The organism is Mesorhizobium sp. M1163 (genome assembly GCF_040318415.1).
GTDB lineage: Bacteria > Pseudomonadota > Alphaproteobacteria > Rhizobiales > Rhizobiaceae > Mesorhizobium.
On sequence record NZ_JAMYMF010000049.1, the window covers coordinates 21,547 to 41,146 of the forward strand.

The window sequence follows — 19,600 nt, forward strand, 5'->3', positions numbered from 1 at the left end:
TGCGTCCGAAACCAACCACTCAGCCACGATCAGCCCGTGAGGCGCGCACGAAACAACGTGCAGCCGTCCGTCAGGCGCGACCTGGAGATATCCCGGAATCCAGCCTCGGTCATCCACGCGCGATACTGACCTTCAGTGTACGATTCGCCGTGGCGATAGAGGTTCAAGAAGGTGAGATTCAGAAAGACACCCTCAGGCGGGCCGAGGCGGTCGTCATCGACGACACCCCACCCCGCAATTGCGATCTCGCCTCCGGGTGTGAGGCAACGCGCCGCGTTCAGGATCGAAAGGCGCGCCTGGTCCGGCGGAAGGACCTGGACGACGGCCTTCAGGATCGCCAGATCATGCCGACCGATCGATGGTGCGACAGTTATGTCCCCCTCTTCGACAACCACGTCGTCGGCACCGTATTCTGACAGGATATCTGGCGCGACCGCTGCGACCGTTGGGAGTTCCATCAGCGTCGCCGCAATCTGCGGCCGCTGCTCGCGAAGTCCGACGAGAATGGTCCCGGAGCCCCCGCCGATGTCGATCACCGAACCGATCGCCGAGAGGTCCATCTCCCGGGCCAGATGTCGGCCGAAAATCACCCCGCCCGGTGCGAGCATGCGGCTGAAGGCCGCCGCGGCCTCGGGCCCCGCTTCGGAAAAGTCGTGCAGCGCCGCCGGCCGGTTCTGTCGCAGCGACTCTGCGGTCAGCAGGTCGGCTCCCCAGAGCTCGCGCAGGAGCGCATGATCGCCGCCGCGGTAGGTCGGTTTGGACGCGTCGAGGAAGGCCGACGCTTCGGCTCCATTGCGAAATTGACCATCCTTGACTTCGAGGAGACCGATGCTGGCGAGCGCGTAGAGGAGCCGCGATAGACGATCGGGCTCGACTTTGAGCGCGGCCCCAAGGCTGTCAGCAGTCACCGCGCTGCCACCGAGCCGGGTGAAGATGCCGAGGTCCAGCCCGGCGCGAAGCGCCAGGGCGGGGGGCACCGCCGCGATCAGGTTGTCGATCCGATCAGAATCCACCATGTCACATCCCTTCCGCGATCCACCGACTTTGAGCTCAACTTGCCGGTTACACCGCATATGTGGCACTTCCGTTCGGCATGTCCAAACGCGCGGTGGCTGCCGCCAACGCCTGAGACCAAAGACCGTCGGTTTGGGGAAGGGGCCTTGACGGCCCCTTTCTGTCCGTCCTGCACTTCGGGCGTGTCGTTATCTCGCACTTGCACAAAGTTCTGGTGCGCTGCAATATAGCTGGAGGAATGCGGCCTCCAGCCCGCCTTTCGCAGGTGCAACGAAGGGACCGGCATGACGGACATCTCCGCGACGCGCCTTGTCGTGTCCAGGCCTGTCGCCGACACAGCGTCAAGAGCGAGGCTTGCCTATCTCGACGGCTGGCGCGGCCTGTCGATCGCACTGGTGCTGATCGGCCATTTCTTTCCCGTTCCCGGCATCAATCTCGGCGTCCTGGGCGTTGAATTCTTCTTCGTGCTCAGCGGCCGGCTGATGGCTGAGATCCTGTTTGTCGAACACTATCCGCTGAAGAAATTCTTCAAGCGCCGGTTCTCCCGCATCTTCCCGGCACTGCTCATCTTCGTCGTCGCCGCGATGATCGCCTTGTCCGGCACATTCATCGCCTTCAAGTGGAAGGCGGCGCTGACGGCGCTGACCTTCACTTACAACTACGCCGGAATTCTCGTCACCCGCGCCGGAGCGCTCGACCATATCTGGTCGCTCTGCGTCGAAGAGCACGCCTATATCATCCTGGCGCTGATCAGCGTCGTCGTCTCGGGGCGGTCCCGGGTCATCGTCCTGCTCGGCGCATTGTCGGTGCTGGCCATGGCTAACGGCGCCATCTCCTACTGGGTGCTCGGAATAGGCTACGAGGGCAGCTATTGGCGCACCGATGTGCACATCGCCTCGATCCTGCTGTCAGCGGTGATATGCCTGCTCAAGACCGACGATAGGCTGCCGGCGCTGCTCAAGGGCCCGCATGTCGCCCTGGGGGCCGCTGTCGTGGCGGTTCTAGTGTTCATGGCTGCCGTGCCAACCCCGATCCACTATCTGGTCGCGGTGCCGCTGTTGGCGCTCGCCGTCAATTCGCTCGATTTCAGCAGCCGGTATCTAACGGGGTTTCTATCCACCCGGCCGATGACGATGCTGGGGCTGTGGTCGTATTCGCTCTATCTTTGGCAGCAGCCCTTTTATCAATTCGTCGACATACAAGGCAGTTCGCCGTGGCTGATGCTGGCGGCGGCGTTCGCTTGCGCGCTGTGCAGCTACTACATCATCGAAAAGCCAGCTCGCTCCTGGCTGAACCGCAATTGGTAGGGCGAACAGTGCCCGCCGTTCAGCCGGCGATCCGTCTTAGATAATACCGCACCGCTTTCCTGCCGCCGTGGATTACCGCATCGCCCACTTCCATAAAGCCGAGTGCCGCGTGGAAGGCGTCCGAAGCCGGGTTGGGTGGCTCGGCATTGACCTCGCAAGTGACGATGGCCTGGCCGGCGCGCATCGCGTGGTCGAACAGATCTTCATACAGCCGGCGGGCATGGCCCCGGCCGCGCGCATTGGCGCCGACCACGACGCGATCGACATAGACGAAGCGCGGATAGCGCTCGCAAAACCACAGGAAATTCGGGCTGTCGTAGCTTGCGTCCTGGTCGAAGGTCATGATGAAGGCTTCGAGTGCACCGATACGGCGCGCGTAAAACGCTTCGCCGAGCAGGAAGGAAAGGCGCTCAGGTTCGAGCCATGATAATTCCGCAGCGTGCTCGTTGTTGAGCGCGAGGATTGCGGGCTCATCCCGCGGCAAAACCAGCTCGATCGGCAATCGCGTTTCAATCATTTTCTTTCTTCTGTCTTCCAGGATCATGCCCGGGCAGCGGCGATGGTCGCCGCCACCAGCACCTCGTCGGTCACGGTGTTGCGGTATTCACGGTCGAGGTCGGTGCCGCCCATACCGACTTTCGGGTTGCGGTAACGCATGGCACTCGGCACGTCCTTGAGCGCGGCGAAGTGCATTTCGCTCACCCCGGTTTCCCTCCGCACCTCGGCAATGTTCTGCGGGTCAAGCCCGCCGCAGCCGAGGATGATGATGCGGTCGCCAGCCTGCCTGACCAGATCGGCGAGCAGGTCCGCGCCCTCCAGCGCCGTGTCGCGCTGGCCGCTGGTCAGCACGCGGCCGACTTTGCAGCGGATCAGCGCCTCCAGCGCCTCTGTCGGGTCGCGGGTCATGTCGAAGGCGCGGTGGCAGGTGACGTTCAAGCTCCCCGCTGCCTGCGCCAGTTCGCTCATGCGCTGCTCATCGATCGTGCCGTCGGCAGCGAGACAGCCGATAACGACACCGGCGACGCCAAGCTCGGCAAGCGCACGGACATCGGCGAGCATCGAACGATATTCGGCTTCGCTATAGAGAAAATCGCCGCCGCGCGGTCGCACGATGACGTAGAACGGGATCGTCGCTAATTCAAGCGCCGTGCGCACGGTGCCGAAGCTCGGCGTGATACCGCCCTCGATCAGGCTGGCACAGAGCTCGACACGGTCGGCGCCTGCGGCTTGCGCGGCCAGCAGGCCGTCTATGCCTTCGCCGCAGATCTCGATCAGCGGCAGGCGAGGGCGTTCGGTCTCGGTCATGGGCGATCCGTTGATGATTTCAGCTGGCCAGCGGTAGCATCGGGCATGGTGCGATGAAAGCCGGAACTGTGGGCTCAATGTGCTTGCGGGCGCGCCTGCCATTCCGCCGCTTGACACATTCATAACTTAAGCGTTATACGTAACTCATAGCTGATAGGTTATTGGTTCTCATGGAGAGCGCGTTGTTGAATAGCCCAGCCAAACCGCAAACAACGGGTCCGAAGTCATGACTGAAGCAACCACAATCGAAACCAAATCCATTGTCGTCGAGCGTCTGATCCCGCATGCGGCTGAAAAGATATGGCGCGCACTGACCGTGCCGCATCTGGTTGCCGAATGGCTGATGGAGAACGACTTTGCGCCTGAGCAAGGCCATCGCTTTACCTTTCGCGCGACGCCGGTGCCTGGCTGGTCCGGCGTGACGAACTGCGAGGTGCTGAAGATCGAGCCGCCACGCCTGCTCGCCTACAGCTGGGGCGACGGCACCGAATCCGACAGCGGTCTGAAGACCGTGGTGACATGGTCGTTGACGCCCGAAGGTAAAGCGACGCGGGTGCGCATGGAGCATTCCGGGTTCCGGTCCGAGGACGAGCGCGGCTACATCGGCATGGGAAGCGGTTGGCCGCGCATTCTCGAGCGGCTTGAGCGGGTGACTGCCTCGCAAAGCTGAAGATCCCGGCGCTCGCCCTGCCGCAACGCGGCGGCCGGCGAACTGACAGAACCAAGAAATATCGAGACCCCGGATGTTCGTCGTCCGGGCTTGAGAAAACACGCCCGAAGGAGACCACTATGCAGGCACGATTGAAAAACCCGGTGATGCTCATTCCTGGCGCTCTGCAGGCGCTGCTCGCGCTGGACAAGTCGACGGAAACGGCCGATCTGTCCTATGTGACGCGCAAGCTCGTCCATTTGCGCGCCAGCCAGATCAACGGATGCAGTGTCTGTATCGATATGCATGCACGCGAATTGAAGAAGGCCGGTGAAAAGGACGAGCGCGTCTTCACCGTGTCGGCCTGGCGGGAAACACCTTACTTCACCGACGCCGAGCGCGCCGCGCTGGCGCTGACCGAGGCGGCAACCCGGTTGGCCGACCGGCCGGATCCGGTGCCGGATGCGGTCTGGGATGAAGCCGCCCGGCACTATGACGAAAAGGCGCTTGCCGCACTGGTCGTCCAGATTGCCCTGATCAATGCATTCAACCGTCTCAACGCAACCACCAGACAGATGGTCGGCGCCTGGGGCTGAACGGGGCCGGGTTCTCGCAAAGCCACATCAGATCCGCAGCTTGTGAGAATTCGCGCGGACGAAGTCGATGAAGGCCCGCAGCTTCGGCGGTACCAGGCGGCGGCTGGGATAATAGAGGTGGAGCGGCTCGTAAGCGGGACAGAAAGGCTCCAGCACCTTGACCAGCGCGCCTGAGGCAAGAAGCGGCGCGGCGAGCCCCTCGACCGCGAAGGCGAGGCCAAGCCCTTGCGCGGCAGCAGTAATGCACAGCGGAAGCGTGTTCACGACCAGACATGCGTCCGGTGTGAAAGCGACTTCGCGTCCATCCACGGTGAACTCCCAGGGCGAAATCGCGCGGGTGCGGGTGAGGGCGAACGCGATGCAGCGATGGGCGGCGAGGGCGGCCGGCCGCTCCGGTGTGCCGTTGCGCGCCAGATAATCGGGGTTGCCTACCACGACCATCTGCAGGGGTCCGCCCAGACGCGCGCCGATCATATCTTTCTCGAGAAGCTCGCCGATGCGCAGGCCGGCATCGAACCCCTCGGCGGCGATGTCGACGAAGCTGTCGTCGAAGATCAGGTTGAGCCGCACTTCTGGATAAGCGTCCATGAACGGCCGCATCAGTGGTTCGATCAGCAGCGGGGCGGCGATCCAGGGCAGGCTGAGGCGCAGTGTGCCTGCAGGACGATCGCGGGTCTCGCGCAGCGCCGCACCAGCCGCCCGGATGTCTTCGGCTGCCGGGCGCACATGGTCGAGGTACTGGGCGCCTGCCTCGGTCAAGCCGACGCTGCGGGTCGTTCGGTTGAGCAGCCGTACCCCCAGGCGCTCCTCGAGCCCCTTGACCGCCTCGCTCAACGAGGCCGGAGCGACGCCGAGCTCGGCGGCCGCGCGGGTGAAGCTCCTGGCCTCCGCAACTTTTACGAAGGCGACGATGCCGCTGAATTGGTCGAGGCGCATTGTAAGGTTTTTCCAAATAGCCCTGTCGAACTCTACTGGTTTTTCCGGCGAACAAAAGGCGTCATATTGGGCTCGACGAACGGGCCTCGCTGTTGCGATGGCTCGAACGGGCAAGGAGACAGGACCGATGACCAGGCTCGCTTCACTCGCCGCCGGCGCTCTTCTGGCGGTGTCTGCCGCCCCGGCGAATGCCGGGCCGCTGGAGGACAGCAACATCCAGCTCATCAAGGACTATTACGCAGCTTACGCGACCGGCAATCCTGAGGCCGTGCGGCCCTTCCTCGCGCCCGACATCGTGTGGCGCATTCCCGGCCATCATCCGCTCGCCGGCGACAAGCGTGGGCCGGACGAGGTGGTCGCCTTCTTCCGTGGCCTGGCGGACGGCAAATTCAGGGCCGAGCCGATCTTCTTCCAGGCGCAGGGCGACCTCGTCGTCGATGTCCATCGCGGCTGGTCGAATGTCGGCTCAGGTCCCGAGATCGACCAGCTCTATGCGCTGATGTTCCGCATCAAGGGCGGCAAGATCGCCGAGGCACAGAATTTTTTGACCGACATGTATCAGTCGGACGCCTTTTACTGGGCGCATTACCCGCTGAAGCCATTGCCCGGCCGACTGGCTGGCGAGCGCTGAGACGGCGGTCTTTCTTGCAACGCGCCGCGCTTCTCACTCCAAGCCAAAGGAGACTTGCGATGCTTAAAACCCTGACACTTGCTGCAGCAACCGCCGTGGCGCTCGCCGCCTCCAATGCCGTCGCCGCACCGCGCGTCGAGCGCGTCACATTCTCCTCGCATGGTGAGCAACTCGTCGGCGAACTTTTTCTGCCCGACGATCTCGACGCGGCGCAACCTCGGCCCGCGCTGGTCGTGACCGGCGCCTGGATGACGGTAAAGGAACAGATGCCGGCCCGATATGCCCGCGAGATGGCTGACCGCGGTTTCATCGCCTTGACCTTCGACTTCCGCGGCTGGGGCGAAAGCGGCGGCGTGCGCCGCCAGTACGAGGATCCTAACGCCAAGATCGCCGACATCGAAGCGGCGGCCGCCTATCTCGCGACCCGGCCCGAGACCGATCAGGACCGCATCGGCGGGCTGGGCATTTGCGCCAGCTCCGGCTACATGGTCACCGCTGCGGCCGAAAACGCCGCGATCAAGTCGGTCGCCCTCGTTGCGCCCTGGTTGCAGGATGCCGAAGTGGTCGAGCAGACCTATGGCGGCGGGGACGGTGTCGCCAGGCTCGAGGCCGCGAGCGATGCGGCCGAGGCGGAATATCGCCGCACCGGCAAACAGGCATTCCTGCCCGCTGCTAGCTTGACCGACGAGCGCGCGGTCATGTTCAAGGTGCCTTACTACACCGAACCCGATCGCGGCATGCTCCCGGCCTGGCGCAACGAGGCCGATCCCGCCTTCTGGCGCGGCTGGTTGAGGTTCGATGCAATCCAGGCTGCTCCGCGCCTGCACCAGCCTTTTCTGATGGTGCATAGCGAGGCGGCTGCCATTCCACAGGGGGCGCACAAGTTCTACGCGCGGTTGACCAGTTCCAGTCAGGAGCTGTGGCTAGACAATGTCACCCAGTTCGATTTCTACGATCGTGCCGCGCCGGTGAAGGCGGCGAGCGATGCCGTCGCCGCGCACTTCCGCGCAACGCTGGGTGGTGCAGGGGAGGCGGGACAATGAGCCTCGTCACCCGCCGGTATGTCTTGGCCTCGGCGGTTTCAGCCGCGATGATTTCCGCCGTCTCGGCGCCCGCCTCGAGCGTTCCGGGAGATGCGCTGACGGTCGAAGACAGGATCGTGATCGCCGAGGCAGTTGCCGGGATCGGCCTCTATGCCGATCTGCGTGAGTGGAACCGGGTCAGATCCTATCTCGCGGCCCGTGTCACGACCGACTATACCAGCCTCTTCGGCGGCGAGGTCACGACCAGCGGCCGCGACGCGCTGATCGCCCAATGGCAAGGGCTGCTGCCGGGCTTCGACGCCACCCAGCACCTCATCACCAACATCACTGTCGAAGGCGCGGGCAATGACGCGGTTGCACGCAGCCATATCCGCGCAACCCACTGGATCGGTTCCCGGTTCTGGACGGTCGGTGGCAGCTATCTCCACCGGCTGGTGCGGACGTCGGAAGGTTGGCGCGTCAAGGCAATCTCCATCCGCCGCTTGTACGAAGAGGGAGATCGCGCCGTGCTGGCCGCCGCTGCCGACAGGGTGAAGGCGGAGGCCAAATGAGTGTTCGGATTTGCGCATGCCCAGTCGCGCGGCGAGGTTGCTCGGAGCAACGGCAACGTGAATATTGATCGAATGTCGGCGCAGGCTTGGCGCATGCGGCATTAGTGCCGCCAACCGCGGAGACATGATATGACCCTTTCACTGCAGGAGGTTTCCGATCGGCTTGAGATCGAACAGCTGCTTGCTCGCTATTGCTACGCTGTGGACGATCGCGACTGGGAAGCCTATCGGAAAACATTCACGCCCGACGCCGTGCTTGACGACACTGTAACAGGTGGAATCAGGAGCGGTGTGGGTGAGCATGTTACTTATATGAAAGGCGCGCCCTATCGAAGATATTGATCTCGCAGCACGCCATTTCGACAATCCTTCTTGATCTCCGAGGGGATGAGGCCAGCGCGCGCGTGCATTGTTCATGCCCGATGGTGGTCGACCTCGGCGAAGGCAAAAGGCAGGTCTTCTTCCAAGGGCTCTGGTATCGCGACCGCGTCGTACGCACGTCCGAGGGCTGGCGCATAAGTGAACTTGTCGAGGAGGGCTATTGGAATCACAATTTGCCGGAGGGGTTCACGTTCTGACGTCTGTTACGCGCTGTGCTGGATTCGCCACGGACGCTGTTTTCAGACGTGGCAGCTACTGGCGCAACACCGTGTTCTTGGTGCCTTCTTCGACCTGGTCGATAACCAGCAGCTTGACCGGTTCGGCGCCGACATTGGTCGCCTGATGCCATTGCCCGATCATCTCGATGATGAAATCACCTGTTTGATAGGTGTTGCTCTTGCCGGTTTCGACGTTGGTGACCTGAAGCGTGCCGGCCTCGACATAGGCGTAGCGCGGAAACGGATGCTTGTGGACCGGCAAGGTGGCCCCCGGCGCGATCTGATAGGCCGAGACCAGGACCTGCACGTCCTTCTGCGGCAGCGTGATCGGCTGGCCGGACGCCGTCTCGGTGCGAGAGGCAAGCGGGGTCACGACAACCGGGGTGCCGCTGGCGTCCAGCGCCTGGGCAGTCGTTGCGGATAGAACTGCCGCCAGCAGCAGCGTCGATGCCAAGATTTTTCGCATGATTCCCCCCCGAACTGCGTCAGCATTGCGCAGCAAGCATTGGCGCGCAAGCTTGTCTATTCAGGAGCGCCTATCCCGCTCTTCTAAACATGCCTGGCGTCATGCCATGCATAGCCCGGAAGGTACGGGAAAGATGGCTCTGGTCGGCGAAACCCGCCGCGATAGCGGCGTCGGCGAGGCCAAATCCCTGTTCGATCAGCGCGCTCGCCCGGCGCAATCGCCGGTCGCGGATGTAGGCCGCCGGCGTCAGGCCGATCGCCTTGTTGAAGTCGCGGATGACCTGGAACCGGGTCACGCCACCCGCACCGGCAAGCCGCTTGAGGTCGAGCTGCGAGCCGAGCTCGCTTTCGACAAGGTCGCGATAGAGCGAAAACCTCCGCTGCGATCCGGAGCTTTCGACCTCCTCGGCCTGTCCGCTCGAGTCGCCATGCCGAACGATCAGCCGTCGCAGCGCCACGAGCAGGGACGTCTCGGCCGTCATTATGTCCGGGGATATCGAGCCCTGGTGTGCTGCCATCAATGCTGCGGCGAGACTGCTGTCTTCGATCGTCGCGCGCGAAAACACCGGAGCGCCGTGCCAGCCGAGCTCGCGGGCAAGTGCGGTCATCAGCGGCACCGAGGGATAAAACGTCCGGTAGGCCCAGCCTTCGTCCGCCCCGCGTTCGCCGTCATGCCACTCCTCTGGATTGACGACGGCAATGGCGCCTGCCGGAGCAAGAACGCTTTGACGGCCGATGCGAATACGCTCGCAGCCGGAGGTAATCAGGGCGATCACATAGGTCGGGTGCGTGTGCAGGTCATAGCGGTGCTGGGTGAAGCGCGCCTCGAACAGGCCAAGGTCGGGGAAGCACGGATGGCGCCAGTATTTCCCGGTCTCTGCCGCTTGGTTTGTCTGTGCCATGGTCAATCCGGTTCAAGACGCTTTTCGTCGGGCCTTCTATGGCTGGCAGGACCAAACCGCGCCGCCTTTGCCGGCGTGAAAGGAGGCATCATGTTGCACAATGACCCCATCGCCGCGCTGACACCAGAGGTCATAGGCTGGCGGCACCATATCCATGCCAATCCGGAGCTCGGATTCAATGAATACGAAACGGCGCGTTTCGTTGCAGAGAAACTGCGCTCCTTCGGCGTTGATGAGGTGCATGAAGGGATCGGCGGCACCGGGGTCGTCGGTGTCCTGCGCAGCGGTGGCGGCACACGCGCCATCGGCCTTCGCGCCGAGCTCGACGCGCTTCCGGTGCTGGAGAAAACCGGCTTGCTCTATGCTTCGAGGAGAGAGGGCGTGATGCATGCCTGCGGCCATGACGGCCACACCGCCATGCTGCTCGGCGCTGCCAAATTGCTCAGCGAGTCGCGCACCTTCGACGGCACCGTCACTTTCATCTTCCAGCCGGCCGAGGAAAACGAAGGCGGCAGCATGCGCATGATCGAGGACGGCCTGTTCAAGCGCTTTCCCGTCGAGGCGGTCTATGCGGTCCACAACTGGCCGGGCGTCAGGCTGGGGACGATCGCGGCCCGTGCTGGTGCGCAGATGGCGGCCGTCGACAATTTCGAGCTGACTTTCGAGGGTCTTGGCGCGCATGCCGCGATGCCGCAGCTCGGCGATGACCCGATCCTGGCAGCGGGCGCCTTCGTGCAAGCCGTCCAGCGCATCGTCGGCCGCTCGGTCGACCCGCAAAGCGCGCTTGTCGTCAGCCTCACGCAGATCCATGGCGGCAATGTCGGCAACATCGTGCCGGGCAAGGTCTGGCTGCAAGGCACCTGCCGCTTCTTCGAGCCCGGTCTTTCCGACCATTGCGAGAGGCTGATCGGCGAGATCGCACAAGGCATTGCCGCCGCGCATTCGCTCAAGGCACGCGTCGACTACAGGAAGGGCTACCCGCCGCTGATCAACACCGTGGACGCGACGACCCACGCCGTCGAGGCTGCCGCCTCCGTCGTCGGCCGGGAGAATGTCTTGACAGAGTTCAGCCCCAGTCTCGGCTGTGAGGATTTCGCATTCATGATCCGCGACGCCGGTGGCTGCTACGCGTGGATCGGCGCCGGCGAGGTCGGCCCGGGCGAAGGCCTGCACGGCGACCGCTACGTCTTCAACGACGAGATCGTGCCGACGGTGATGCGCTACTACGTCAACCTCGTCGAGCAGACGCTTGCCGGCAAAGTATCTGAGCTGAAATGAAGACGTCGGCCTGGGAGCCGCAGGTATTTCCCAAGTCTCGGCAAGCTTTGCAGAGGAGATAATCGACTACGTCAGAGACCCGCTATCGCAGGGCAATAGCGGGCCTAGTCCTTCTACAGCAGTTTTTCCGGCGTGATCGGCAGCTCCCGGATCCGCTTGCCTGTAGCGTCGAAGACGGCATTGGCAACCGCTGCGGCAACGCCGGTGGCGCCGAGCTCGCCGATGCCCTTGCCGCCAATCGGGCTGGCATGCTCGTCCACCTCGTCGACGAAGTGGATAATGACGTCGCCGGGAATGTCGGCGTTGACCGGAATGGCAACCCCTGAAAGGTTCTTCGACAGGAACCGCCCGAGCACCGGTTCGTGCCTGCTCTGCTCCATCGCCGCCATGCCCCAGCCCCAGATGACGCCGCCCGTCATCTGGCTGCGTGCGGTGCGGGGATTGACGATGCGGCCGGCGCTGTAGCTGCCGACGGCGCGACGAAGCCTGAGCAGGCCGAGCCCCGGATCGACGCCGACCTCCATGAAAATCGCGCCGAAAGTGCGCATGGCGAGGCCTTTGCCATGCTGCGCCGGATCGAACGAGCCGGAGCCGATGATCTCGCCGATGTCGGTATGACTCATCACGTCGGCGATCGTCTGACCGCCGGCAGCGCCTTTGCGGCGAATATGGCCGTCTTGCATCTCGACCTCGTCGGGCGGCAGATTGGCAAGACGGGCAAGCTGCGAACGTGCATCTTCGGCGGCTGCGAGCACCGCCGCGCCCACCCCCATGGTCGACGATGAGCCATAGGTCGGACCCGCCTCCGGCAGCTGTGTATCGCCCATTTCCAACTCGATCCTCTCCATCGGCAGGCCCAGGACATCGGCTGCGATCTGCGGAAAGATAGTGAGTGTTCCGGTCCCTATATCCTGGGTGCCGGTGCGGATGAGCACCGTGCCGTCCCTGTGCAACCTGACCTCGGCTGCAGGCGTCGGGTTGCGGAAACAGCCCATGCTGCAGGTCGCCATGCCGTAGCCGATCAGCCAATCGCCATCGCGTTGCGGCTTGCGCGTGCGCTCGCGCCAGCCGAACAGGCGGGCGCCTTCCTCATAGGCCTCGCGCAGCTTCTTCGACGACCAGGGCTGGCCGGTGGCCGGATCCGTGTCCGCATGGTTGATCAGACGCAGGTCGAGCGGATCGATGCCGAGGCGGTGGGCGAGCTCGTCCATCGCGCTTTCGAGGGCCCAGGTGCCGGGACCCTCGACCGGCGCGCGCAGCGCCGTCGGCATGGCGACGTTCGCGCGCTCGACGCGCTGGCTGAGACGCATGGCCGGCGTGGCGTAGAGACCCTTCGAGGCTTCGGTGGCGAACTCGACGAAATCGTCGGTGACGGTGGTCAGGTTGACCACGTCCTGTTGCACGGCGGTCAGCTTGCCCGACTTGTCCGCCGCCAGCACGATCTTCTGTGCCATGCGCGGCTGATAGCCGAGACAGGAATAGGCATTGGCGCGGCTGAGCGCCAGCCTGACCGGGCGCTGCATGATGCGCGCCGCGGCGGCGGCCAGCACCTGATGCGGCCAGATCCAGCCCTTGCCGCCGAAGCCGCCGCCGGTATGGCGGGAAATCACGCGGACCTTCTCGGCCGGGACAGTCATGCGGGCGGCAACCACCTGGCGGACACCGTAGACGTGCTGCGTGGCGTCGTGCAGCGTCAGCTCTCCGTCGTTCCACTCGGCGAGCGTCGCCGAGGGCTCCATGGCGTTGTGATGGCGCGACGGCTGCAGGTAGACGGCTTCGACCATGGCGGCTGCGTTGCTAAGCCCGCGGTCGACCTCGCCCTTCGTAAACGTCGGCTCCAGGAACAGAAAGCCGCTCTCCCTCGGCACGACCGCAGCCTTGTCGATTGCGGTCCATTCGGGGGGTGCCGGCAATTCCGGCTCGGCGAACTCGTAGCGCAACGCGACGCGGCGGGCGCCGGCCTCCGCCGCCTCCAGCGTCTCGCCCAGCACAATGGCAAGCGGTTGGCCCTCGTGACGTATCTCGTCGCTCTGCATGGGCATGAAGCTCTGCGCCGCCGGCGGACCTTCGGCTTGCTGCGTCTGCGTATCCGGCTCGGCCCTTGGCGATGCGAACCGGCCGAATTTGGGCATGTCCTCATGCGTGAGCACGCGCACGACGCCTTCCTCGGCGACCGCGTCGTCGACCATGATCGACGTCACGCGGCCGGCGGGAACGGGCGCGGTCACCAGCACTGCATAGAGCAGGTCGGGGGCAAAATAGTCGGCCGCATAGCGGGCGCGGCCGGTAACCTTGACGCCGCGGTCAGGGCGGGCAACAGGCTGGCTGATCATCATGACGGCATCCTCGCTGCTCTTTCGATCGCCCGCAAAGCGGCGGTCTTGGCCAGTTCGATCTTGTAGGCGTTCTGCGACAAGGGACGCGCTTCGGCGAAGGATTGCTCGATAGCGGTGCTCAACGCCTCGCGATCGCCGACATCGGCACCGGCAAGCCGCTCCTCGGCGGCGCTCAGCCGCCACGGCCGCAGCGCGACGGACCCCAGCGCCAGGCCAGCCCGACGAATGGTCCGGCCGTCCATCTCCAGCACCGCGGCGGCGGAGACGATGGCATATTCGTAGGATTCGCGCTCGCGCACCTTGAGGTAAGCCGATCGCGGCGCCGGTGCCGGCAGCTCGATTGCCGTGATCAGTTCGCCTTGCTGCAACACATTGTCTGCCTCGGGCCGCGTGTCGGGAAGCAGGTGGAATTCGGCTGCCGGAATGCGCCGGCCGCCGCTGCGGTGCGCGGTGACGATGACTGCATCAAGTGCTGCCAGTGCCACCGCCGGGTCGGATGGCTGGGTGGCGATGCAATCCTCGGTCCAGCCGAATATCGCGTGATTGTCGTTGATGCCATGCAATGCCGAGCAACCGGAGCCGAGCCGACGTTTGTTGCACGGCAACTGCTCTTCGGCACGTAAATAGGCACAGCGCGTCTTCTGCAGCAGATTGCCGCCTATCGTTGCGAGGTTTCTCAGTTGCGGCGACGCCGCGTTGAGGATCGCCTGGCTCAACACCGGATAGTCGCGCATGACCAACTCGTGCTGCGCGACGTCGTTGAGATGCGTCAGCGCGCCGATCCTCAAGCCGCCGCCGGGCAGTGCCTCGATCTGATCCAGCCCGTCGAGGCGGGAGATATCGATGATCCGCGCCGGCCCGGCAATGCCAAGGCGCAGCCAGTTGAGCAATTCGGTGCCGCCGGCGAGAAAAGCGCTGTCCGGCGCCGCTCCGGCCGCGATCGTTTCGCCCAGGCTATCGGCGCGCGCATAGACGAATGGGGTCATTGGCTCGCCCTCCCAGCCGCTGCGCGCACCGCCTCGACGATTTGCGGATAGGCCGAGCAGCGGCACAGATTGCCGCTCATCCATTCGCGGATCTCGGCGTCGGAGCCGGTATGTCCCTCCTCGATCAGCGCCGCCGCCGACATCACCTGCCCGGGCGTGCAGAATCCGCACTGGAAACCATCATGATCGATGAACGCCTGCTGCACGGGATGAAGCGCATCGCCGTCCGCCAGGCCCTCGATCGTCGTGACCTCGCGTCCCTCGGCGGACACGGCCAGTATCATGCAGGCATTCACACGCCGTCCGTCGAGATGCACGGTGCAGGCGCCGCACTCGCCGAAATTGCATCCCTTTTTCGTTCCGGTCAGATGAAGCCGCTCGCGCAACAGGTCGAGCAGCGTGACGCGGGGATCGAGATCGGAAAGGCTGTGGCCCTCGCCGTTCACCCGCAACCGCAGTAGGTGCCGATCGTGGAAGTCCATTGGGGGTACCTCGAAGCACATGCCGTCCTAGTCGCAGGGACTCGTCCAGCAATCAGCCGCCCACCTGTCGAGGCGAAATAGGGCGGTCGATTTCGGGGGAAAGGCACTGCCGGTCACGGAAGGCGAAAAACGTTTGGGACCCCCCACGGGATGGGCTGAGAATGCCACGCCGCAAAAAGTGCACCGTCACCGTAGTTCAATACCGGCGCTCGCCTTCGTGGCCGCCTGTGTATCCTGCTGGCCACCTGTGCTGCATTCAAGTTAGCGAAACACGCAATCAACGAGCTAAAAGATTGAAATGATGCCAGGGTTAACCGTTTCGTAGCCTAGGCGCGGCTCAAACTTGTCTTTGGGGATTGCGCCGGAGACAGTTCCGGTTGAACGGTAATCCACCTCTGTCTTCTTCTTTTTCTTGATCGTGCCTGACAAATCGGCACAGAGTTGCGTTGTCCCTTTTCTGGCTACCACCTTTTTCTCGTGCGCAACGGCGGCGGTGGATCCGGCAATCACAATTGCCGCGCACACGATGGCCAATCTCATCGAATTTCCTCCCCCAAGCGCCGGCCTAAGCCGCGGTCGATCTACCGACGCTGGGGCCGAAGCTCAGGTCGGCATCTTGGCCGAAGCGCATTATCACCGAGCCGATTGGCTCTGGCGCGTTATCAGCCTCTTTCAGGTAAAGCGTCTTCCTTCATTTGAGTGAAATCGAGCGATGGTTTCCCTTCGAACGCAGAATTACGGTGACAGTGCGCTTTCGCTACATTGGCCCGCTGCGGGAGCATGGGCCTGCTCAATTGTGTTTTGACTATTTGGCTGCACGGGCGCGTAAAATATCCGGTTCGCCCAGTTGTGGGCGGACTAACTCAGGGAGGATAATGTTATGAAGATGAATCGACGTAATGCTCTCGCCCTTGGTGCCACCTCGTTGTCGACCCCGCTATTGGTTGCATTGCCGACTCCGGCAGCGGCCAAGACCTACGGTCCGACTGATGGCAAAGAGATTTTTCCCGGCGTTCGGCTCGTCGAACTGGGAACACGAGACTCCCATATCAAGGGGTACAAGAAAATCGCGATGGAAGACGTCGTGTATCAGCCAAAGGGATCTAGCCCGCTGGGGGATGTCATGGCCGACGACATGGTCTGCACGGTCACTGAAGGCGAGCTGCAGGTCACGGCCGGGGATATGCAGTTCACAGCCAAGGAAGGCGATGTATGGAGCTGCGGTAAGGGTAGCACGAAGGAGGCTGCTACGAACAACGGGACAGTGGTCGCCGTGATGCGGGTGATTAACCTCAAGGCTGAATAAAGCCAAGTTGGCGATCGTGGGCGCAATCCGCGCCCGGGTGGAATCTTGCGGGTTAGCGATCTAACCGGCCAGCGCCATTCCAGTGCCAACGCCGATGGCAGAGGCCCATTAGAAGCTTCCCGGCCAGATCGATGGCCAAGACGCGGATGGCTCCCCAAACGTCTGCACGGGGGGCCTTATCGCGCTGGCAAGATCGTCAAACGTCGTTTCCATTCCTGGAGTCTAGATCGACACCGGGAATCTCTGAATTCCCCTGTTTGTTGTCCGCTAATTCAGCATGTCAAAGCAGCGGCTTCTTGCGCTTCGGCGGCCTGTACTTCTCGACCAGCCTGACCTTATCAATATCGTAAGCATCATTCGAACGAACACTTTTCGTCTACGAGGAGGGACGGGAATGCGGTCGGTGGCGCTCTCAATACCTACACATAGCCGGCCGTCAGCAGTGGTGACGATGGCACAGTTCGCGGAGCCGGTTGCCGTTAAAAAATGTCGCGTTCGCGGAAGATATTTCGGATAACGCACCCACCTAGAAAGCACGGCAACTGCTTTCCTTGTGCCTCGCATAAGGCCTCAGCTGGGTTAACCAGCTCCCTGCGCGTCATTTGCCGATATAGGCGGCCAGCTCGTCAGGCGTCCCCATGGGAAAGGCCTGTTTCAGATGGTCGAGGAATGCGGAGACGCGGGCGCTCAGCAGCCGCCGAGAGGGATAGAGCGTCCACAGGGCGATGTCGGGTCGATCGAGATCCCCCCAATGTACCAGTGTTCCGTCCGCCAGATCATGGCTCACCAGCGACACCGGTAGGCGCGCCGCGCCGACGCCCGCTCGTACCGCATCCCGGACCATGATGAGTGACGACAGCGCAAGGACCGGCTCGATCGCGATTGTTGACCGGCCAGTGGGCGTCTTCACGTCCCAAGCCCCTCGATCGGCTGTCGAACGCATGACGGCCGGGGTCGCCAGACCGTCCGCCGGCCGGGCGAGGTGAGGACTTGCCACGACCACCAGTCGATCACGCAGAAAGGCTCGCCCAACGAGGCTCTCATCCGGATCCGGATTGACCCGGATCACCAGGTCAAATCCCTCTTCGACCATGTCGACGGCGCGGTCTTCGGTCGTGACCTCGAGCCTTACCTCCGGGTATTTCAGGGCGAAGCCGGCAGCGATCTTCCCCATCGCGGTCTGTGAGAACAGCACTGGGGCGCTGATCCGCAACCTGCCTCGCGGCCTTTCGCCGCCTGAGGCGATAGCCGCCGCTGTCTCTTCGAGCTCGGAAAGCAACCGGCCCGTGCGCTCGAAAAGCGCACGTCCTTCTTCCGTCAGCTTCAACGCGCGGGCGCCACGCTCGAACAGCCGTAGATCCAGACTGGCCTCCAGCTCCGCCACGCGTCGGGACAAGGTTGCCTTCGGGCGCCCGGCAGCGCGGGCGGCCTTACCGAAGCCCCCGTGGCGGGCGACCAGATTGAAATCGGCAAGGGCAAGTAGATCCATATGTTCCACCAATGAGACGGCGTGTCCAAATATAACGCCTACCGACACAAATGTGGATCACTAATTTCTGAGCAGCCATCCGGCTCAACTCAGGAGTAACCCCATGACCATTCTCGTTACCGGCGCGACCGGCAATGTCGGCCGCAACGTAGTCGAACAGCTCGTGAAGCGTGGCGCCCATGTGCGCGCTTTGGTTCGCGATCCCTCCAAGGCCAATTTCGCCGCTGGCGTAGATGTCGTGCAGGGCGACCTGCTCGATGTCGATTCCCTACGCAAGGCCTTCTCCGGCGTCTCCACCCTTTTCCTGCTGAACGCGGTGGTGGCCGACGAATACACCCAGGCGCTGGTAGCGCTGGCCGTTGCCCGCGAGGCCGGCATCGAGCGGATCGTCTACCTGTCGGTGATCCACAGCGACCTCTACGTCAACGTGCCGCATTTTGCGGGCAAGTTCGGCGTCGAGCGGATGATCGAGCAGATGGGGCTCAACGCCACCATCCTGCGGCCCGCCTACTTCATGAACAACGACATCACAATCAAGGACGTGGTGACCGGCTACGGCATCTATCCTATGCCGATAGGAGCCAAGGGCGTCGCCATGATCGACGCGCGGGACATCGGCGAGATCGCCGCGATCGAACTCATCCGCCGCGAGCAGGCCGCCGCGCCGCTCCCGTTCGACCGCATCAACCTGGTCGGCCCCGACACGCTGACCGGCGCGGATGTCGCGGCCATCTGGACGGACGTCCTCGGACGCCAGATCACGTATCCGGGCGACGACACCGCCGGGTTCGAGCAGAACCTGCGGCAGTTCATGCCGAGCTGGATGGCCCTCGACATGCGCCTGATGGCGGAGCGCTTCCTCACGGACGGCATGGTCCCCGATGCCGGCGATGTCGATCGGCTGACCGCGCTGCTGGGCCGGCCGTTGCGCTCCTATCGCGACTATGCGGCCGCAATTGCCGGCTGAGCCCCATTACCGATGACCTTTGTCGGGGAGACACATCATGATTTACTCGACCGCTACCGTTCCGGTGAATCCCCGAGGCGAGACCAAGCTGACCCGTGCGCAGATATGGCAGGGCCTGGAACTCAAGGCGCGCGACGCCCGCCTGTTCCTGCCCGCAGGCCTCTGCACCCGTTGCGACGTCGTGGAGGAGAGCGCGACCCACTTCGTGCGCGAAGCTATGATCGCCGGTACTGATCTGCGCGAGATCGTGACGCTTGAGCAGGAAGCAAGGTCACCTTCTTCCAGGCGACCGGTCCGCGCGAAGGCGCGGAAATAGCCTTCATAGCTAGTGGTCGGGTCATTCACATCAGTTGCGCCAACGGCAATTGCAACCAGCTGGTGAGCGAGCTGCTTCATAAGCACGGACGAAACGCAAAGCCAGTCCGTCAAAACGCGGGTGTAGATGACGTACTGCTTCACGGCTTTGTCCAGTTCAAGCGTTGTGCCTGACAAGGTGGTGGCCGAAGCATTGTCTAACGTCAACGTTCGTTGTGCTTGACAAGAACCGCAAGCTTTTTGGTCTGACGGCGAGCCGAGTAGCGACGAGCCTCGCATGGGCCTGGTCCATCCCGCCAAAGTCGAAAGTAGGGTGTTCGTTGCGGGAACGGAAGGTCGACGCTGCGGAAGGGGGCATGGGGGTCTTCGCGCGAGCGGGTTATCCGATCCCCCGCTCAGAAATTTCTACCAAACATTCCTGACGGTTACGGCCCGAGCATTGT

22 protein-coding genes and 1 pseudogene are annotated in these 19,600 nt (G+C 63.3%); 12 read left to right on the forward strand and 11 right to left on the reverse strand.

Translation table 11 applies throughout. From position 1 onward, the window contains the following. Positions 1-29: 29 nt before the first annotated feature. Positions 30-1,016 (reverse strand): methyltransferase, encoded by a 987-nt coding sequence (locus tag NKH43_RS31740; RefSeq protein WP_352861496.1) that lies wholly within the window; start codon positions 1,014-1,016, stop codon positions 30-32. A gap of 282 nt (positions 1,017-1,298) precedes the next feature. Between NKH43_RS31740 and NKH43_RS31745 the strand changes: the two genes are divergently transcribed. Then, positions 1,299-2,321, forward strand: a complete 1,023-nt coding sequence (locus NKH43_RS31745; protein ID WP_352861498.1) for an acyltransferase family protein — start codon at positions 1,299-1,301, stop codon at positions 2,319-2,321. 19 nt (positions 2,322-2,340) lie between these two features. Here NKH43_RS31745 and NKH43_RS31750 read toward each other — a convergent pair whose 3' ends face one another. Both NKH43_RS31750 and NKH43_RS31755 read right to left on the reverse strand, forming a co-directional pair. Next, a complete protein-coding gene (locus tag NKH43_RS31750) occupies positions 2,341-2,838 on the reverse strand; it encodes a GNAT family N-acetyltransferase (protein ID WP_352861499.1) in 498 nt (165 codons plus the stop codon). 23 nt (positions 2,839-2,861) lie between these two features. Then, complete coding sequence (locus tag NKH43_RS31755; RefSeq protein ID WP_352861501.1) at positions 2,862-3,626, reverse strand: copper homeostasis protein CutC; 765 nt, start codon at positions 3,624-3,626, stop codon at positions 2,862-2,864. A 226-nt stretch (positions 3,627-3,852) separates the two neighbouring features. Between NKH43_RS31755 and NKH43_RS31760 the strand changes: the two genes are divergently transcribed. After that, positions 3,853-4,296, forward strand: a complete 444-nt coding sequence (locus NKH43_RS31760; protein WP_352861503.1) for an SRPBCC family protein — start codon at positions 3,853-3,855, stop codon at positions 4,294-4,296. A 119-nt stretch (positions 4,297-4,415) separates the two neighbouring features. Next, positions 4,416-4,871: a carboxymuconolactone decarboxylase family protein gene (locus NKH43_RS31765; RefSeq protein ID WP_023720025.1), complete on the forward strand. Its 456-nt coding sequence runs from the start codon at positions 4,416-4,418 to the stop codon at positions 4,869-4,871. A 27-nt stretch (positions 4,872-4,898) separates the two neighbouring features. On the opposite strand, the gene NKH43_RS31770 is transcribed toward NKH43_RS31765, so the two are convergent. Then, complete coding sequence (locus NKH43_RS31770) at positions 4,899-5,807, reverse strand: LysR family transcriptional regulator (RefSeq protein WP_352861505.1); 909 nt, start codon at positions 5,805-5,807, stop codon at positions 4,899-4,901. A gap of 127 nt (positions 5,808-5,934) precedes the next feature. On the opposite strand from NKH43_RS31770, the gene NKH43_RS31775 reads away from it, so the two are divergent. The 5 genes from NKH43_RS31775 (at position 5,935) to NKH43_RS31795 (ending at position 8,610) form a co-directional block, all read left to right on the forward strand. Further along, a complete protein-coding gene (locus tag NKH43_RS31775) occupies positions 5,935-6,438 on the forward strand; it encodes a nuclear transport factor 2 family protein (RefSeq protein WP_352861507.1) in 504 nt (167 codons plus the stop codon). Positions 6,439-6,533: 95 nt separating this feature from the next. Then, positions 6,534-7,481, forward strand: a complete 948-nt coding sequence (locus tag NKH43_RS31780) for an alpha/beta hydrolase (protein ID WP_352861508.1) — start codon at positions 6,534-6,536, stop codon at positions 7,479-7,481. Further along, entirely contained in the window at positions 7,478-8,032 is a 555-nt protein-coding gene (locus NKH43_RS31785) for a nuclear transport factor 2 family protein (RefSeq protein WP_352861510.1), read from the forward strand. Before NKH43_RS31780 ends, NKH43_RS31785 begins: the two co-directional genes overlap by 4 nt. A gap of 129 nt (positions 8,033-8,161) precedes the next feature. Next, complete coding sequence (locus NKH43_RS31790) at positions 8,162-8,374, forward strand: nuclear transport factor 2 family protein (RefSeq protein ID WP_352861512.1); 213 nt, start codon at positions 8,162-8,164, stop codon at positions 8,372-8,374. Further along, positions 8,371-8,610, forward strand: coding sequence for a nuclear transport factor 2 family protein (locus tag NKH43_RS31795; protein WP_352861514.1), 240 nt, complete (start codon positions 8,371-8,373; stop codon positions 8,608-8,610). Before NKH43_RS31790 ends, NKH43_RS31795 begins: the two co-directional genes overlap by 4 nt. Positions 8,611-8,665: 55 nt before the next feature. Here the strand turns inward: NKH43_RS31795 and NKH43_RS31800 are convergent, their stop codons facing one another. Both NKH43_RS31800 and NKH43_RS31805 read right to left on the reverse strand, forming a co-directional pair. Further along, positions 8,666-9,097 carry a cupin domain-containing protein gene (locus tag NKH43_RS31800; RefSeq protein WP_352861515.1) on the reverse strand — a complete coding sequence of 144 codons (432 nt, stop codon included), beginning with the start codon at positions 9,095-9,097 and terminating at the stop codon, positions 8,666-8,668. Positions 9,098-9,167: 70 nt separating this feature from the next. Beyond that, the gene (locus NKH43_RS31805; RefSeq protein ID WP_352861517.1) at positions 9,168-9,998 is read right to left on the reverse strand and encodes an AraC family transcriptional regulator; all 831 of its coding nucleotides are present in this window, start codon (positions 9,996-9,998) and stop codon (positions 9,168-9,170) included. Positions 9,999-10,088: 90 nt separating this feature from the next. On the opposite strand from NKH43_RS31805, the gene NKH43_RS31810 reads away from it, so the two are divergent. Further along, positions 10,089-11,276, forward strand: a complete 1,188-nt coding sequence (locus NKH43_RS31810) for an amidohydrolase (protein ID WP_352861519.1) — start codon at positions 10,089-10,091, stop codon at positions 11,274-11,276. A gap of 113 nt (positions 11,277-11,389) precedes the next feature. Here NKH43_RS31810 and NKH43_RS31815 read toward each other — a convergent pair whose 3' ends face one another. The 4 genes from NKH43_RS31815 to NKH43_RS31830 all read right to left on the reverse strand — a co-directional run bounded on the left by NKH43_RS31815 (position 11,390) and on the right by NKH43_RS31830 (position 15,620). Then, positions 11,390-13,612, reverse strand: a complete 2,223-nt coding sequence (locus tag NKH43_RS31815; protein ID WP_352861521.1) for a xanthine dehydrogenase family protein molybdopterin-binding subunit — start codon at positions 13,610-13,612, stop codon at positions 11,390-11,392. Continuing rightward, complete coding sequence (locus NKH43_RS31820; RefSeq protein WP_352861523.1) at positions 13,609-14,598, reverse strand: FAD binding domain-containing protein; 990 nt, start codon at positions 14,596-14,598, stop codon at positions 13,609-13,611. Before NKH43_RS31820 ends, NKH43_RS31815 begins: the two co-directional genes overlap by 4 nt. Beyond that, complete coding sequence (locus NKH43_RS31825; RefSeq protein ID WP_352861524.1) at positions 14,595-15,080, reverse strand: (2Fe-2S)-binding protein; 486 nt, start codon at positions 15,078-15,080, stop codon at positions 14,595-14,597. The genes NKH43_RS31820 and NKH43_RS31825 overlap by 4 nt, the downstream gene beginning before the upstream one ends. A gap of 285 nt (positions 15,081-15,365) precedes the next feature. Beyond that, positions 15,366-15,620 carry a hypothetical protein gene (locus tag NKH43_RS31830; protein WP_023720036.1) on the reverse strand — a complete coding sequence of 85 codons (255 nt, stop codon included), beginning with the start codon at positions 15,618-15,620 and terminating at the stop codon, positions 15,366-15,368. A 340-nt stretch (positions 15,621-15,960) separates the two neighbouring features. Here NKH43_RS31830 and NKH43_RS31835 point away from each other — a divergent pair, with 340 nt between their 5' ends. Continuing rightward, positions 15,961-16,386 (forward strand): hypothetical protein, encoded by a 426-nt coding sequence (locus NKH43_RS31835; protein WP_023720037.1) that lies wholly within the window; start codon positions 15,961-15,963, stop codon positions 16,384-16,386. Between the two features lie 598 nt (positions 16,387-16,984). Here the strand turns inward: NKH43_RS31835 and NKH43_RS31840 are convergent. Then, positions 16,985-17,875, reverse strand: coding sequence for a LysR family transcriptional regulator (locus NKH43_RS31840; protein ID WP_352861526.1), 891 nt, complete (start codon positions 17,873-17,875; stop codon positions 16,985-16,987). Between the two features lie 103 nt (positions 17,876-17,978). Here NKH43_RS31840 and NKH43_RS31845 point away from each other — a divergent pair, with 103 nt between their 5' ends. Both NKH43_RS31845 and NKH43_RS31850 read left to right on the forward strand, forming a co-directional pair. Then, the gene (locus tag NKH43_RS31845; RefSeq protein WP_352495398.1) at positions 17,979-18,842 is read left to right on the forward strand and encodes an SDR family oxidoreductase; all 864 of its coding nucleotides are present in this window, start codon (positions 17,979-17,981) and stop codon (positions 18,840-18,842) included. A 37-nt stretch (positions 18,843-18,879) separates the two neighbouring features. Continuing rightward, positions 18,880-19,157 (forward strand): annotated as a pseudogene (locus tag NKH43_RS31850) (AtaL-like protein); the annotation flags it as partial. Positions 19,158-19,600 lie beyond the last annotated feature (443 nt).

Bases quoted from the DNA above. Each gene is read 5' to 3' on its own strand.
- NKH43_RS31740 (WP_352861496.1), bottom strand. From the start codon at position 1,016: ATGGTGGATTCTGATCGGATCGACAACCTGATCGCGGCGGTGCCCCCC.
- NKH43_RS31745 (WP_352861498.1), top strand. From the start codon at position 1,299: ATGACGGACATCTCCGCGACGCGCCTTGTCGTGTCCAGGCCTGTCGCC.
- NKH43_RS31750 (WP_352861499.1), bottom strand. From the start codon at position 2,838: ATGATTGAAACGCGATTGCCGATCGAGCTGGTTTTGCCGCGGGATGAG.
- NKH43_RS31755 (WP_352861501.1), bottom strand. From the start codon at position 3,626: ATGACCGAGACCGAACGCCCTCGCCTGCCGCTGATCGAGATCTGCGGC.
- NKH43_RS31760 (WP_352861503.1), top strand. From the start codon at position 3,853: ATGACTGAAGCAACCACAATCGAAACCAAATCCATTGTCGTCGAGCGT.
- NKH43_RS31765 (WP_023720025.1), top strand. From the start codon at position 4,416: ATGCAGGCACGATTGAAAAACCCGGTGATGCTCATTCCTGGCGCTCTG.
- NKH43_RS31770 (WP_352861505.1), bottom strand. From the start codon at position 5,807: ATGCGCCTCGACCAATTCAGCGGCATCGTCGCCTTCGTAAAAGTTGCG.
- NKH43_RS31775 (WP_352861507.1), top strand. From the start codon at position 5,935: ATGACCAGGCTCGCTTCACTCGCCGCCGGCGCTCTTCTGGCGGTGTCT.
- NKH43_RS31785 (WP_352861510.1), top strand. From the start codon at position 7,478: ATGAGCCTCGTCACCCGCCGGTATGTCTTGGCCTCGGCGGTTTCAGCC.
- NKH43_RS31790 (WP_352861512.1), top strand. From the start codon at position 8,162: ATGACCCTTTCACTGCAGGAGGTTTCCGATCGGCTTGAGATCGAACAG.
- NKH43_RS31800 (WP_352861515.1), bottom strand. From the start codon at position 9,097: ATGCGAAAAATCTTGGCATCGACGCTGCTGCTGGCGGCAGTTCTATCC.
- NKH43_RS31805 (WP_352861517.1), bottom strand. From the start codon at position 9,998: ATGGCACAGACAAACCAAGCGGCAGAGACCGGGAAATACTGGCGCCAT.
- NKH43_RS31810 (WP_352861519.1), top strand. From the start codon at position 10,089: ATGTTGCACAATGACCCCATCGCCGCGCTGACACCAGAGGTCATAGGC.
- NKH43_RS31815 (WP_352861521.1), bottom strand. From the start codon at position 13,612: ATGATGATCAGCCAGCCTGTTGCCCGCCCTGACCGCGGCGTCAAGGTT.
- NKH43_RS31820 (WP_352861523.1), bottom strand. From the start codon at position 14,598: ATGACCCCATTCGTCTATGCGCGCGCCGATAGCCTGGGCGAAACGATC.
- NKH43_RS31825 (WP_352861524.1), bottom strand. From the start codon at position 15,080: ATGGACTTCCACGATCGGCACCTACTGCGGTTGCGGGTGAACGGCGAG.
- NKH43_RS31830 (WP_023720036.1), bottom strand. From the start codon at position 15,620: ATGAGATTGGCCATCGTGTGCGCGGCAATTGTGATTGCCGGATCCACC.
- NKH43_RS31835 (WP_023720037.1), top strand. From the start codon at position 15,961: ATGAAGATGAATCGACGTAATGCTCTCGCCCTTGGTGCCACCTCGTTG.
- NKH43_RS31840 (WP_352861526.1), bottom strand. From the start codon at position 17,875: ATGGATCTACTTGCCCTTGCCGATTTCAATCTGGTCGCCCGCCACGGG.
- NKH43_RS31845 (WP_352495398.1), top strand. From the start codon at position 17,979: ATGACCATTCTCGTTACCGGCGCGACCGGCAATGTCGGCCGCAACGTA.